The 14,198-nt window shown below is 61.4% G+C and carries 11 protein-coding genes and 1 pseudogene; 2 read left to right on the top strand and 10 right to left on the bottom strand.

Going from position 1 to position 14,198, the window contains the following annotated elements; translation table 11 throughout:
- Positions 1-191: 191 nt before the first annotated feature.
- The 7 genes from argR to J7302_RS11780 all read right to left on the bottom strand — a co-directional run bounded on the left by argR (position 192) and on the right by J7302_RS11780 (position 6,821).
- Entirely contained in the window at positions 192-1,172 is a 981-nt protein-coding gene (gene argR / locus J7302_RS11750) for a transcriptional regulator ArgR (RefSeq protein ID WP_215374227.1), read from the bottom strand.
- 108 nt (positions 1,173-1,280) lie between these two features.
- A complete protein-coding gene (locus J7302_RS11755; protein WP_215374230.1) occupies positions 1,281-2,045 on the bottom strand; it encodes an ABC transporter ATP-binding protein in 765 nt (254 codons plus the stop codon).
- A 19-nt stretch (positions 2,046-2,064) separates the two neighbouring features.
- The gene (locus J7302_RS11760) at positions 2,065-3,177 is read right to left on the bottom strand and encodes a succinylglutamate desuccinylase/aspartoacylase family protein (RefSeq protein WP_215374233.1); all 1,113 of its coding nucleotides are present in this window, start codon (positions 3,175-3,177) and stop codon (positions 2,065-2,067) included.
- Positions 3,178-3,181: 4 nt separating this feature from the next.
- On the bottom strand, positions 3,182-3,880 hold the full coding sequence (locus tag J7302_RS11765; protein WP_215374236.1) for an ABC transporter permease: 699 nt from the start codon (positions 3,878-3,880) through the stop codon (positions 3,182-3,184).
- Positions 3,877-4,566 (bottom strand): ABC transporter permease, encoded by a 690-nt coding sequence (locus J7302_RS11770; RefSeq protein WP_215374239.1) that lies wholly within the window; start codon positions 4,564-4,566, stop codon positions 3,877-3,879. Before J7302_RS11770 ends, J7302_RS11765 begins: the two co-directional genes overlap by 4 nt.
- A 108-nt stretch (positions 4,567-4,674) precedes the next feature.
- A complete protein-coding gene (locus J7302_RS11775; protein WP_215374241.1) occupies positions 4,675-5,457 on the bottom strand; it encodes an ABC transporter substrate-binding protein in 783 nt (260 codons plus the stop codon).
- 542 nt (positions 5,458-5,999) lie between these two features.
- The gene (locus tag J7302_RS11780; protein ID WP_215374243.1) at positions 6,000-6,821 is read right to left on the bottom strand and encodes an aldo/keto reductase; all 822 of its coding nucleotides are present in this window, start codon (positions 6,819-6,821) and stop codon (positions 6,000-6,002) included.
- A gap of 228 nt (positions 6,822-7,049) precedes the next feature.
- Here J7302_RS11780 and J7302_RS11785 point away from each other — a divergent pair, with 228 nt between their 5' ends.
- Together J7302_RS11785 and J7302_RS11790 are read left to right on the top strand one after the other, a co-directional pair.
- Positions 7,050-10,148 carry a transglycosylase domain-containing protein gene (locus J7302_RS11785; protein ID WP_215374246.1) on the top strand — a complete coding sequence of 1,033 codons (3,099 nt, stop codon included), beginning with the start codon at positions 7,050-7,052 and terminating at the stop codon, positions 10,146-10,148.
- A gap of 5 nt (positions 10,149-10,153) precedes the next feature.
- Positions 10,154-10,752 (top strand): annotated as a pseudogene (locus J7302_RS11790) (LysR substrate-binding domain-containing protein); the annotation flags it as partial.
- 237 nt (positions 10,753-10,989) lie between these two features.
- Here the strand turns inward: J7302_RS11790 and putP are convergent.
- The 3 genes from putP to J7302_RS11805 all read right to left on the bottom strand — a co-directional run bounded on the left by putP (position 10,990) and on the right by J7302_RS11805 (position 14,095).
- Positions 10,990-12,483, bottom strand: coding sequence for a sodium/proline symporter PutP (gene putP, locus J7302_RS11795; protein ID WP_215374248.1), 1,494 nt, complete (start codon positions 12,481-12,483; stop codon positions 10,990-10,992).
- A gap of 218 nt (positions 12,484-12,701) precedes the next feature.
- Positions 12,702-12,881 carry a hypothetical protein gene (locus J7302_RS11800; protein ID WP_215374251.1) on the bottom strand — a complete coding sequence of 60 codons (180 nt, stop codon included), beginning with the start codon at positions 12,879-12,881 and terminating at the stop codon, positions 12,702-12,704.
- A 461-nt stretch (positions 12,882-13,342) separates the two neighbouring features.
- Entirely contained in the window at positions 13,343-14,095 is a 753-nt protein-coding gene (locus J7302_RS11805) for a helix-turn-helix transcriptional regulator (RefSeq protein ID WP_215374253.1), read from the bottom strand.
- Positions 14,096-14,198 lie beyond the last annotated feature (103 nt).

Below are 14,198 nucleotides of genomic sequence, written 5' to 3' on the forward strand. Positions count from 1 at the left end.
CGCCGCACCCACGCACAGGGCGGCAAATTTTCTCCACGGGGTGACCGGCGGGTATTAGTGCGCTGGAAGACCGGATTTCCTGTGGGGGCGAATTCATTCGCCAACCGGCCCGTAGGGCCAGCTTGCAGGGATATGCAGATCGCCGGACGGGTCGAGCGCAGCGATTCCCATCCGACCAAAAAAGCGCGGGATCAGCCGCGCTCGGTAACGGCAGGCTGGGTGTCGAAGGGGCTGCCACTGCGCCGCTGGTTGCGGTCTTCGCGCGGAGTGACACCAAAGAAGTTGCGGTAGGCGCTGGAGAAGTGCGGACCGGAGGAGAAGCCGCAGGACAGACCGATCTGGATGATCGACTTGCTGGTCTGCATCAGCATCTGCCGAGCCTTGTTCAGACGCAGCTCCAGGTAGTACTGGCTGGGCACGCGGTTGAGATATTGTTTGAAGATGCGCTCCAGCTGGCGACGGGAGACGCAGACGTGCTGGGCAATCTCGTCCGTGGTGAGCGGCTCTTCGATATTGGCCTCCATGAGCAGCACGGCCTGGGTCAGCTTCGGATGGCTGGAGCCAAGGCGGTTCTGCAGCGGAATGCGCTGACGCTCACCGCCTTCGCGGATGCGCTCCACCACCAGCTCTTCGGACACCGCACCAGCAAGCTCCGCACCATGATCACGCGCCAGCACGGCGAGCAACAGGTCGAGCACTGCCAGACCGCCACAGGCGCTGAGGCGGTCGCGGTCCCAGTCGAACAGGTGGTTGGTGGCGATCACCTTGGGGAAGCGTTCGGCGAAGTCGTCCTGCCAGCGCCAGTGCACCGCGGCACGGTAACCATCCAGCAGGCCGAGCTGCGCCAGCGGGTAGACACCGGCGGACAGCCCCCCGACTACGCAACCGGTACGCACCAGATGCTTGATGGCGGACGACAGCGCGGGCGACATCTGCAACGGTGGCTCATCAGCCAACAGGAACAGGCGCTGGAACCCTTCCAGCTTGCCCGTCCACGCTTCGCCCGGCAGACGCCAAGCTCCCTCGGCCAAGGGCTCGGCATGTAGGAATGAAATTTCGTAGACCACTTCAGGGTGCAGTCGCTGGGCAACGCGAAGGGCATCCTCGGCCAGGGCCAGGGTCAGCGCCTTGGTGCCGGGCCAGAGGAGAAAAGCAATTCGATGGGCAGTCATGGCAGGCAGCTTAGCAGACCCTGAGGATAGGAAGATGTTGTGGCGAGAGCAGGATTTATCCCGCGTTGCAGGGCATGGCGGCGGCTTTCGAGCCGCCGCCATGCGGTATCACTTCAAGCTGCCGGAAAGGAACTGCTTGAGGCGTTCGGATTGCGGATTGGCCAACACTTCTCTCGGACAACCAGTCTCTTCCACCAGGCCTTTGTGCAGGAAGATCAACTGGTTGGACACCTCACGAGCAAAGCCCATTTCGTGGGTCACCACAACCATGGTGCGACCTTCAACGGCCAGGTCCTTCATGACCTTGAGCACTTCACCGACCAGCTCCGGATCCAGCGCCGAAGTGGGCTCGTCGAACAGCATCACCTCGGGCTCCATGGCCAGGGCGCGGGCAATGGCCACGCGCTGCTGCTCCCCGCCGGACATGTGTGCCGGATAGGCGTCCTTGCGGTGCGACACACCAACCTTGGCCAGGTAATGCTCGGCTTTCTCGATGGCCTCCTTCTTCGGCACACCGAGCACATGGACAGGCGCTTCGATGACATTCTCCAGGGCACTCATGTGCGACCACAGATTGAAGTGCTGGAACACCATCGCCAGACGCGAACGCATGCGCTGCAGTTGCTTGGGATCAGCGGCCTTTAGGCCACCATCCTTGTTCGCCACCAGCTTCAGCTCTTCGCCATTAAGCAGAATCTTGCCGCCATGGGGCTGCTCCAGCATGTTGATGCAGCGCAGGAAGGTGCTCTTGCCGGAGCCACTCGAGCCGATGATGCTGATGACGTCACCGGCCTTGGCCGCCAGGGACACACCCTTGAGCACTTCGTGGCTGCCATAGCGCTTGTGCAGGTCTTGGACTTCCAGTTTGTACATGGTCTCGGTCTCGTTTGGCTCAGTCGCTCAGCAGGCGTCCCTGACGGATAGGTTCACGGCCTGCCACCTTGGCCAGCCATAGTCCAGGTTGCGCGAAGCGCAGGCGCTCACGCACATAAAGCACACCGTCAGTGGAAGCACGGACGATGCTGTGACGATCCTCCAGAGGGTCGATCACCTCGAACAACGGGTCGCCCGCACTGACCCGGGCACCAACTGGCTGCAGAAAACTCACCACGCCTGCATGCGGCGGGTAGACATACTCAGCACCTTCGAACGGCGTGGCCTCGCAACAGGCTTCCGGCGCCGCCGGCCAGTCACCGGCAATCAGGCCCTGCTCGGCAAGGAACGCCAGGATCGACTCGGCACTGGCCTCAGCCTTCTGCTTGTCGGTATCAGCCATGCCCCCTACTTCGACGGTGGTCGCCAAGCAGGCCAGCGGAATCTCGGCCTGTGGAAAGTGGCGGGCAAGCCGCAGCCAAGGCAACGAGCATGACTCATCGAACGAACTGCCACCGGATTCCTCGGCGGTCAGCACGGCTCCAGCCCCCATCCTTGCAGCGAGCGAACGCCATTGCGGCCATTGCTGCGGCAAAGTGTAGAAATGGACGACCGCCTCGAAATCGCAATGCAGATCGAGCACCACATCAGCATCGCAAGCATGCTGCAGCAGCAGGCGCTGGAGCCCGACAAGCTCGGAACCCGCTGGTGGCAACACGTTGAATGCCGCCTGCATGGCCTCACGGATGACGCGCACATTGGTCGGTCCATCCCGCCCCAAACGCCCTTCCACCGCCGGTGCTACCGCCTCTGCGAGGTCAATGAAGTCGCGATTGAAGTTCTTGCCGCTACCGAACTCGAAACGCCCTTGCGGGGCAGCCTGAAGCATCTGACCAAGGCCGATGGGGTTGGCCACCGGCACCAACTCGATAACACCGGTCAGGCGCCCTTGAGCTTCCAACTCGCGCAGCCGGCGCTTGAGCTCCGCCGCGACTCGCATACCCGGCAGCTCGTCAGCATGCAACGAGGCCTGGACATAGGCCTTGCAAGGACCGCTGCCGAAGCGAAACACCGTCAACTGGCGGCGGGTACCCGGGCAGGCCCAGGGCAGGTCGTGATCGATCCTTTGCATGGCATCAGGCCTTGCGCGGCGCCAGGTAGGCCAGCCAATGCAGCTCAGCCTTCTTGAACAAGCGCACCAGAATGAAGGTCAGGCACAAGTAGAACAGGCCGGCAGTGATAAAGGCCTCGAACGGCAGGTAATACTGCGAGTTCACCGTACGCGCAGCCCCGGTGATATCGATCAGGGTGACGATCGACGCCAGGCTGGTGGTGTGCAGCATCATGATGACTTCGTTGCTGTACTGCGGCAGCGCACGGCGCAGCGCCGAAGGCAGGAGGATGCGGCGATACAGCTTGGCGCGCGACATGCCCATCGCCTTTGCCGCCTCGATCTCGCCATAGGGAGTGGCCTTCAGGCTGCCGGCGAGGATTTCCGCTGTGTAGGCGCTGGTGTTGATCGCGAAGGCCAGACAAGCGCAGAAGGTGGCATTGGACAGATAAGGCCACAGCACGCTTTCGCGTACTCCCTCGAATTGAGCCAAACCGTAGTAGATGAGGAACAGCTGCACCAGCATCGGCGTGCCGCGAATCACATAGGTGAAGAGCCAGGCCGGAAAGTTCACCACCGGCTGCTTGGAGACCCGCATCAGCGCCAACGGCACCGCAGTCGCCAGGCCAAGGGCCAGGGAGATCGCCAAGAGCTTGAGGGTTACCAGCACTCCCCCGAAATAGAGCGGCAGGTTCTCCAGGATTACGTTGTAGTCGAAGATCATAGTTCAGCCGCCTTGATGCCCGCCGAGTAGCGTTTTTCCAGGAAGCGCAGCGCCAGCAGGGAAACGCTGGTCAGCACCAGGTAAAGCGCCGCGACCGCCAGGTAGAAGGTAAAGGGTTCACGGGTAGCATCCGCTGCGCTCTTGGCCTTGAACATCATGTCCTGCAGGCCGACCACCGAAATCAGCGCAGTAGCCTTGGTCAGCACCAGCCAGTTGTTGGTGAAGCCGGGAATGGCCAGGCGAATCATCTGCGGCACCAGCACACGGAAGAACACTTGGAGATGACTCATGCCATAGGCCAGGCCCGCTTCGCCCTGCCCCTTCGGGATAGCCATGAAGGCACCGCGGAAGGTCTCGGAGAGGTAGGCCCCGAAGATGAAGCCCAGGGTGAACACGCCGGACCAGAAGGGATCGAGGTCGATGTAGTCCTCGTAGCCGACCATCGGCGCCACTAGGTTCACGATCTGCTGGCCACCGTAGAAGATCAGCAGGATCAGCACCAGGTCGGGAATGCCACGCACCACGGTGGCATAGGCTTCACCCATGATCGCGAGCCACTTGACCGGCGAGAGCCGAAACGCCGCGCCCACCAGGCCAAGCAGGATCGACAGGGACATGGAAGACAAGGCCAGCAACAGGGTGAGCCAGGCACCATCGAGAATGGTCGAGCCGTAGCCGTTGAGCATGATTCAGATCCTCATGCAGCGCGCCGGGAAACACCGGGCGGCACCGCCACAACGAAAAAGTGGCACAAACCGCAACTTGAAGTTTGTGCCACTTTCAGGGAAAAGCGATTACTCGCCGTAGACGTCGAACTTGAAGTACTTGTCCTGTACTTCCTTGTACTTGCCATTGGCGCGAATGGCCGCGATGGCAGCGCTGATCTTGTCAGCCAGAGCCTTGTCACCCTTGCGTACAGCGATGCCGGCACCCTCACCAAAGTACTTCTTCTCGTTGAAGGCCGGGCCGACCAGGGCGAATCCCTTGCCTGCATCAGTCTTCAGGAAGCCGTCGTCGATGTTCACTACGTCCGCCAGGGTAGCGTCCAGGCGACCTGCCGCCAGATCCAGGAAGATTTCATTCTGCGAGCTGTAGCGAACAACCTCGACCCCCGCCGGTGCAAACACATCGGTGGCATAGCGGTCATAGATGGAGGCACGCTGCACACCGACCTTCTTGCCCTTCAGATCCACCAGCGGGTCGCTGATGACGGAGCCGTCCTTCATCGCGAGGCGAGCCGGCGTGTGGTAGTACTTCTTGGTGAAATCCACAGACTTAAGACGCTCTTCCGTGATGCTCAGGGACGACAGCACGGCATCGAACTTGCGCACCTTGAGCGCGGGGATCAGGCCATCGAACTCCTGCTCGACCCACTTGCACTCGACCTTCATCTCGGCGCACAGGGCGTTGCCGATGTCGTAGTCGAAACCAGTGATCTTGCCGTCGGGAGTCTTGTAGGCGAAGGGTGGGTAAGCGGCTTCGATACCGATGCGCAGGGGCTTGGCGTCTTCGGCAATGGCTGCCAGCGGCGACAACAGGGACAGCGCCATGGCGCCGAGAAGTGCAATCTTCTTCATCTTATGACTCCTTCAAAGGGGAATGGCTTCTGTTGGCAACTTGGGAATTCGCCCAGACCGTCCACGAATTGTAGAAAGAGTCGTCGTCTTTGCCGGACATGGGATTGCAGGCAAAAGGCTCCGACTGAGTGAGCGGCATTCTAGCCACAGCCCCGAAGTCGATATTTCTTCAATGCGACAACAAATTACAGAAGGACAAAAGAGCCACAAGAGGCAGATTGACAGGCACCCGAAAAAGTGCAGCAGAGATCACATTTGCAAACCAATAAAAAAGGCAATTATCAGGCCAAAAAATTGATCACCCTTGTGGATAGCGATTTACCGGACTTCGACTTACCCATCCAGCGAGAACTGCCCCCCTCATTTGCACCAGTTCGTTTCCATTCGCCCCGAACGGGTGCGCAGCGTAACGAGGACTGTTACCTCCAGGCGAAACCCAAGCCTTTCGCGATGAAAAACCCGATATGAAATCGGTATTTAGCCTAAAAAAACGAGTGCACCGGGGAGGCTCGCCCCGCTAAGGGAACCCTGGGCGCCCCACCTCAGATCATCTCCAGCGGACGTTCGCGAGCGGGAGGCGGAAAGTGGCGGTCGATCAGGGCAAGATCCTCGGCAGTAAGGGCAATACGGTGCGCTTCGGCATTCTGCTTCAGGTGCAATGGATCAACGGCCTTGGGAATGACCAACACATTCTCCTGACGCAAGGCCCAGGCAAGCGCCACCTGGGCAGACGTGGCGGCATGACGCTCGGCAACCTGCCTGAGGGCACCATTGTCCAGCAGCTTGCCACCCCGCCCCACCGGGCAGTACGCCATGAGCGGCATGCCCCGCCGCCGCTGCCAGGGCAGGAGATCGAATTCGATGCCCCGCGCCGCCGGGTTGTACAGCACCTGATTGGCGGCACATCCTGACGGCAGCTCAAGCAGATCATCGAGATCAAGGTTGGAGACGCCCCAGCGTGCAATCTTGCCCTGCTCGCGCAGGCGCTCGAAAGCCTCCACCGTTTCATCCAGCGGATGCTCGCCCCGCCAATGCAACAGGTACAGATCCAGGCGATCAGTCCCAAGCCGCTTGAGACTGCGTTCACAGGCCAGTGGAATGCCCTTGCGACTGGCATTCCAGGGGTAAACCTTGCTCACGAGGAATACATCGTCACGCACGCCGGCGATCGCTTCGCCAACGACCTCTTCAGCGCCTCCTTCTGCGTACATTTCCGCCGTATCGATCAGCCTGAGGCCCAGCGCCACTCCCTCGCGCAAGGCAGCCACCTCGCGCTTGCGTTCGCTCCGGCTTTCGCCCATGTGCCAAGTCCCCTGGCCGATGACAGGAACCTCCGCGCCATCGGGGAATTCAATCTGTCGCATATCGCTCTCCTGAAAGATCAACGTCACGGCCGCAATCGGACCAGTCGGCCGCCCTGGGACGCCACACTCCCGCTTCCGCCCCGGCGCTGCCCCACCAGCCGCGACTCGGTTGCTTCCGATCATCGGCTGCCATCACTTCTTCCCCTTTTTGCCAACTTTGTGGAATGCAGCTTGCGCGCAAGCTACTAAGCTGGAAGCAAGAGCGATGGTAGGCCAGTCCGGTGGAATATGGGCGCTATTGAGCAGTCAGGTGAAATCAAGAAAGAGCTACCCAAAGGTGATCTCACCGAGCCCGCTGTTTCCCCTGAAAAACCCCGACGAAAACACCGCCTGCTGTTCTGGGGCGGGTGCGTACTCGTTGCCAGCGGCCTGGCGGTAGCGATCTCCTATGAAATGCGCACTTCGAAACTCCAATCCCACGAAATCAGTCGATATGCCGCCTCTCTGGACTACTCGCTGGAAAACGGCCCCAGTGACGCCATCCAGTTTCCGGGCGACGGCCCATTCGATCGGCGACTGGGTTATGCCCATCTTCCGCAGATGTTGGAGCGACTGCAGAAACGTGGCTTTGAAATCCAGCAACAGACTCGTTTCTCCCCCGCTCTGCTGAACTATGCCGAGCACGGACTGTTCCCGCCTTATCACGAGAAGGTTCAGGCCGGCATCAATATCTGCGACTGTCGTGGACTGCCCTTTTATCAATTCAGTTATCCACAGCAGCATTACACCAGCTTCGACAGCATCCCACCGCTGCTGGTCAGCAGCCTGCTGTTCATCGAGAACCGCAAGCTGCTGGACGAGAGCGAACCCCTGGCGAACCCGGCCGTGGACTGGCCACGCTTCAGCAAGGCCGCCCTGACCCAGGTCGGCAAGGCGTTCGACCTGGACGGACAGTCCGCCGGCGGCAGTACGCTGGCCACCCAACTGGAGAAGTACCGGCATTCCCCCCAAGGCCGCACGGTTTCCGCAGGCGAGAAGATTCGCCAGATGGTTTCGGCCAGCGTGCGCGCCTATCGGGATGGCCCCGAAACCCGTGAGGCACGGGAACGCATCGTCATGGACTACGTCAACAGCGTGCCGCTCTCGGCCGCACCGGGACATGGCGAGGTACACGGTATCGCTGATGGATTGCGGGTCTGGTACGGGGCCGACTTCAACACGGTCAACCGCCTGCTGGCCGATCAGGATGCGGACGTCAGGGCGCGCGGGCTTGCTGTGCGCCAGGTGCTCTCGCTGTTCATCGCCCAGCGACGCCCTTCCTACTACCTGACGCGTGAGCACGAGGAGCTGAACGAACTTACCGACAGTCATATCCGCGTGCTGGCCACTGCCGGGGTGATCGATCCGGACCTGCGCGAAGCAGCGCTCTCGGCGCGTCTGCGCTTCCGCAACTGGGAGCAGGAGTCCGCGATTCAGGAGGTGGAGGCGAACAAAGGCATCAGCATCGCCCGCAGCCGACTGTCCGGCTTGTTGAAGATGCCACTTTACGATCTCGACCGGCTTGACCTCACAGCCACAAGCACACTGCAGGCCGAACTGCAGAATGCCGTGACCGACTATCTGGTCAAGCTCGCTGACCCGGCCTTCGCCGAACAGGTCGGCCTCTATGGTGAGCGGCTGCTCTCCCCCGAGAAGACTCGCGAGGTGCGCTATAGCTTCACCCTGTTCGAACGCACCCCCTCCGGCAACCGCGTGCGGGTGCAGACCGACAACACCAACCAGCCCTTCGACATCAACGAAGGCAGCAAGCTGGAACTGGGGTCCACTGCCAAGCTGCGGGTCCTGGCGACCTACCTGGAGAACGTGGCGACCCTGCACCAGCGTTACGCCGGCTTGACCGTCGAGGAGCTGCGCAAGGTCCCTGTCGACCCGCTTGATTTCATCACCCGCTGGTCCATCGACTACCTGATCGAAAACAACGACCGCAACCTTCCGGCGATGCTGGAGGCTGCCCTGGAGAGGAAGTATTCCGCCAGCCCCTATGAAAGCTTCTTCACCGGAGGCGGCCTGCACACCTTCAACAACTTCCGCAAGGAAGACAACGGCCGCCGGCCGACCCTGCGCGATGCCTTGCGCGAATCCATCAACCTGCCCTTCGTACGCCTGATGCGGGATCTGGTGCGCCACGACATGTACCGCCCTGAAGGCGGCAAGATGCAACTGCTCAGTGACGACAAGGACCCGCGGCGCCAGGGATACCTGGACCTGTTCGTCTCCCGCGAAAGCCAGACCTACCTGCTGCGCTTCTGGAAGAAATATCGCGGCAAGGATGCCGAACAGCGCCTCAGCACCTTCCTCGACGGCCTTCACCCCTGGCCGGCGCGCCTCGCGGCGATCCATCGATACCTACAACCCCAGGCCGACCTGCCGACCTTCAAGGCCTTCCTGCGCGAACGCATGCCCAAGGAGCCGCTGACCGAAAAACGCATCGAGGAGCTTTACACGCGCTACGGCCCCGGCGCCTACAACCTCAACGATCAGGGCTATGTCGCCCGTGTCCACCCATTGGAGCTCTGGATGCTCGGCTACCTGCAGAAGTTTCCGCAGGCCAGCTACCGCGACGCAGTGGAAGCCAGCAGCGATGAGCGGCGCGAGGTCTATGGCTGGCTGTTCAAGTCCAAGCGCAAGTACGCCCGCGACAAGCGCATCCGCATCATGCTCGAAGTTGAGGCCTTCCTCGATATTCACCAGCAATGGCGCCAGTTGGGCTACCCCTTCGATCACCTGGTGCCCTCTCTGGCCACCGCACTGGGCAGCTCCGGTGACCGTCCGGCTGCGCTGGCGGAATTGATGGGGATCATCCTCAACGACGGCATCCGTCAACCCACCGTTCGCATCGACCAGTTGCACTTCGCCGCTGGCACGCCCTACGAAACCCTGGTAGGCCGGCAGAATGACACGGGCAAACGCGTGATGACCTCCGAAGTCGCCGCAGCCCTGCGCGACGCCCTGTCCAAGGTGGTGGAAGGCGGCACCGCGCGGCGTCTGCAAGGCAGCTTCACGCTGTCGGACGGAAAACCGCTGGTGCTGGGTGGCAAGACCGGGACCGGCGACAACCGCATCCAGACCGTAACGCGCTATGGCGCCGTGAAGAGTTCGAAGGCGATGAACCGCACCGCCACCTTCGTCTTCTACCTCGGACCACGTCACTTCGGCACCCTGACAGCCTTTGTCGAAGGCAGCCAGGCGGACAAGTTCAGCTTCACTTCGGCGCTACCCGTCCAAGTGCTCAAAGGCATGGCGCCGATTCTCCAGCCGTACCTGGAGCCCGGCTTAAGCACCCAATGCCAGACCCCGGCGCCGGCCGTCCAAGTGAGCCGGCGCTAGCGCCACGCAGCGCCGGCAGCCTGACCCTGTCCACGACGCCTGCGTTCGCCGCGCTCTGGCTGATTCCCCGGCTGAACCGTTTCTATGCGCAATATCCGGACATCAGCCTGCGCCTGGACACCAGTACCGCACTGATAGACCTGCACCAGGATGCCAGCGTCGATCTGGTAATCCGCTAGGGCACGGGCGAATCCCCCAACCTGCACAACCAGTGCCTGCTCGACGAATGCTTTAACGTTTACGGCGCCCCCGCCGCGGTGGCTGGGGGGGGGCGCTTTGCCCGAACTGATTGCCGTTCGCTGGCGAAACTCGCAACTCTACGAACTGGGCTGGAAGGCCTGGTGCCAGGCCGCAGGGGTGGAAAACCGGCTGACCCAAGCCACCCAGCGCGAATACGACGAAGAGCATTACGCCCCGCAGGCAACCATCGCCGGCCAGGGTCTGGCGCGGGCCAATCAGAAAGCCTCGCAAGGGGGCGGCTGATGCCTTACCGGCCGGACGTCAGTGTGGCGGGGGCGTATATTTAACGCTTTGCGTTCCAGGGCGGGAACGGCATCCGCCGGCCAAAGCGCTCTTCGATTGGCTGGGGCGCGAGATTGGCTAGGAAATGTGCGCTGGGCCGGCAGGCAAAGGCTGCTCATGCATGTCATTGGGACCACGTACACTCCAGATAGGCAATCCCGTGTGATCCAGCGCCCCGCTACGCCCTCTTGCCAAGTGCAAAAAAACCGGCCCACATCCAAGGATATGGGCCGGTGAAGCACTATCGGGTCGTCGGTGAGAGCCCGGACATCAGCCCGGCAAACGGGACGCGGTCGACCAGCCGCGTACCGCGGAGAGATCAGATGTGGGCGTCTTGGTATTCCTTCTCCGCCTCGTCGAAGTTCTTCAGCATGGCGGCGGACGGGCCGTTGCCAATGCGGCTGAAGACCAGGATGCCAAGGGTGCAAAGGATGAAGCCCGGGATGATTTCGTACAGGCCGGTCCAGCCAAAAAAGTTCTTCCACAGGACCACGGTTACCGCACCGAGCACCATGCCAGCCAGGGCGCCATTGCGGGTCATGCCTTTCCACAGCAGGGAAAGGATCACCACCGGCCCGAAGGCGGCACCGAAGCCGGCCCAGGCGTAAGACACCAGGCCCAGCACCTTGCTATCCGGGTCAGCGGCGATGGCGATAGCGATTACGGCCACCAGCAGCACCATGGCGCGGCCGACCCATACCAGCTCGAGCTGACTGGCGTTTTTGCGGAAGAAGGCCTTGTAGAAGTCCTCGGTCAAGGCGCTGGAGCACACCAGCAGCTGGCAGCTCAGAGTGCTCATCACGGCCGCCAGAATGGCCGACAACAGGACACCGGCGACCCACGGGTTGAAGAGGATCTTGGCCAGTTCGATGAACACACGCTCGTGGTTCTCGCCAACAGCACCAGCCTGATCCGGATGAGCGGAGAAGTAAGCGATACCGAAGAAGCCCACCGCTACGGCGCCAGCCAGGCAGAAAATCATCCAGCCCATGGAGATGCGGCGAGCGTTGGGGATCGACTTGACCGAATCAGCCGCCATGAAGCGCGCCAGGATGTGTGGCTGACCGAAGTAGCCCAGCCCCCAAGCCAGCAGCGAAATCACACCGACGAAAGTAGCGCCCTTGAGCATGTCGAAGTTGGTCGCGTCCTTCAACTCGATGGCAGCAAAGGTCGGATCCATGCCACCGGTGGCGATCATCACAATGATCGGGGTAAGGATCAGCGCGAAGATCATCAGGCTGGCCTGAACGGTATCGGTCCAGCTCACCGCCAGGAAGCCACCAACGAACGTGTAGCAGATGGTGGCGGCGGCACCGGCCCACAGGGCGGTTTCGTAGGAAATGCCGAAGGTGCTTTCGAACAGGCGAGCACCGGCAACGATCCCGGAGGCGCAGTAGATGGTGAAGAACACCAGAATCACCACGGCGGAGAAGATGCGCAGAATGCGGCTGTTATCTTCGAAGCGGTTGGTGAAGTAGTCGGGCAGGGTAAGGGCGTTGCCACAGTGCTCGGTCTGCACGCGCAGGCGGCCGGCAACGAACAGCCAGTTGAGGTAGGCACCAACGATCAGGCCAATAGCGATCCAGCTTTCCGACAGCCCGGAGAGGTAAACGGCGCCAGGCAGGCCCATCAACAGCCAGCCGCTCATGTCAGAGGCACCGGCGGACAGCGCCGTTACGAAGCTGCCGAGGCTGCGACCACCAAGGATGTAGTCGGAAAGGTTGTTGGTGGAGCGATAGGCGGCGAAGCCGATCAGCACCATGGCCGCGATGTAGATCACGAACGTGATCAGTGTCGGGTTACTCACACTCATGGGGGTCTCCCCTGTCGATTGTTCTTATTCGGGCACAGCGGGTTGTCCGCGCCCGTAGTTGGCTTTTGACAGCCGCTTATGGCGGCCGCCGGTTCTGGCCTCGACCGCACCAGCCACATCAGGCCAACGCAATCCCGGTCGAGAAACGGTCGCAGGGCGTCCAGCCCTGCCAATGCGACAGCGCACGCAAGCCTTGGGGCTTACGCGCACCATGCGTATTACTGGAAGTCTTTGTGTGCCTCGCTGATTGCCATGTCGCGAATATCGCGAAGCAGCAGGAAACCATGACAATCGGCAGTGGAAGAGCCCCGGTCGACCTCCATGGTCGTCCGCACAGGGAAGTGACGCAGCAGCGGCTCATTCGCACTGCGCAACAAGACGTGACCTGCAGCCAACATCACGCCCCTCCTCATCTCTGAACGATTAACTTGGGTCTAGTACAACCCGGCCGGCACGCAAGGAAAAGTTTCTGCCCTTGGCTCAACGCCGGGAGAGCGGAATGTAGTGATATGCCACCACCCCTTTCTTGCTGAATCCTCCGATTTCCTTTCCATATCCTCCGATCCGGGGAACTTTCCGCCAAAAGGTGCAACCAATTGCACCCCCTGCAATCCGTGAGGGTCCTTGAAGTCTCTCAATGCTTGGCGTCATCCGGTTGCTCCAAACAGGTACAACCTCCAGCATCGGTTGCACCCAAATGGCGACAACGGGTTGTTCGCCCCCGCCCCAGGAATGACAGCCGCTTGGCCACCAGGCCAATCGTGACGAACTGAAGCCACCCCGGTCACTGCAGCAGGGGATGCACGCAAGTCATGACACTGGTGTGATCAACCCTCTCAGAAAGGTTGATATTTCAGGATTAATGGGCGTCGCGCAGACGCTTGGGCGTCAGGCCCAGATAACGGCGCATGGCCGTAGTGAGGGCACTCTGGCTTGAGAAGCCGCACTCTTCAGCGATTCGAACGAGAGGGTGCTCGCTTTCGCGCAACATGCGGGCAGCACGATCCAGGCGAGTCTTGAGCAGGTACTGGTGAGGGGTGAGGCCAACGCTGTCCTTGAACTGGGCGTGGAAGTGACTGGGACTCAGGCAGGTGACCTGCGCCAACTCTGCCACGCTTATACGCCGGGACAGGTTCTCAAGGATGTAGCCGTCCAGGCGCCCCAGGTCCAGACTACCGGCTGGCCGCTTGCCCGATTCGCCAAACAGGCGCAGATAGAGGGCCCGGAGCAGGATGCCGCCGAGCGAACGGGCCAGCATGGGATCACTGCCATAACGGGCGAGTTCGGCTCCTGCGTAGCTGAGCAGATTCTGGAAATCAGCATCCAGGGCGGGATAGCGTGGTGCCTCGAACAAGCGGCCGAGCAGCTCGAGGTCCTCAGCGGACGTGCCTTGCTCATTCAGATCGAGGATCAGCATGCGGTTCTCGCCGACACCGGCGAACTGATGCCCGGCATCCCCTGGAACGAGACACGCGCGCATGCGGCACACCTCTCCCGCGCGGCCGTTCACTTCGAACTCGGCGCGGCCGGAAAGGGACATCACCAACTGGTGATGATCGTGAGCATGTTCGTGAGCCTGGTCGTCCAGGCTCATCAGACGGGTCTTGAGCATGGGGATTTCGATCAAATTTTGCGCAGTTTAGCGAAGCGCCCCTGACTTGCCCAGCACCGGGCGGCAGCGACAAGTCCGACAATGAGGTTGAAATGCCCGACGC

It is taken from the genome of Metapseudomonas boanensis (assembly GCF_018704125.1).
Taxonomy (GTDB): domain Bacteria; phylum Pseudomonadota; class Gammaproteobacteria; order Pseudomonadales; family Pseudomonadaceae; genus Metapseudomonas; species Metapseudomonas boanensis.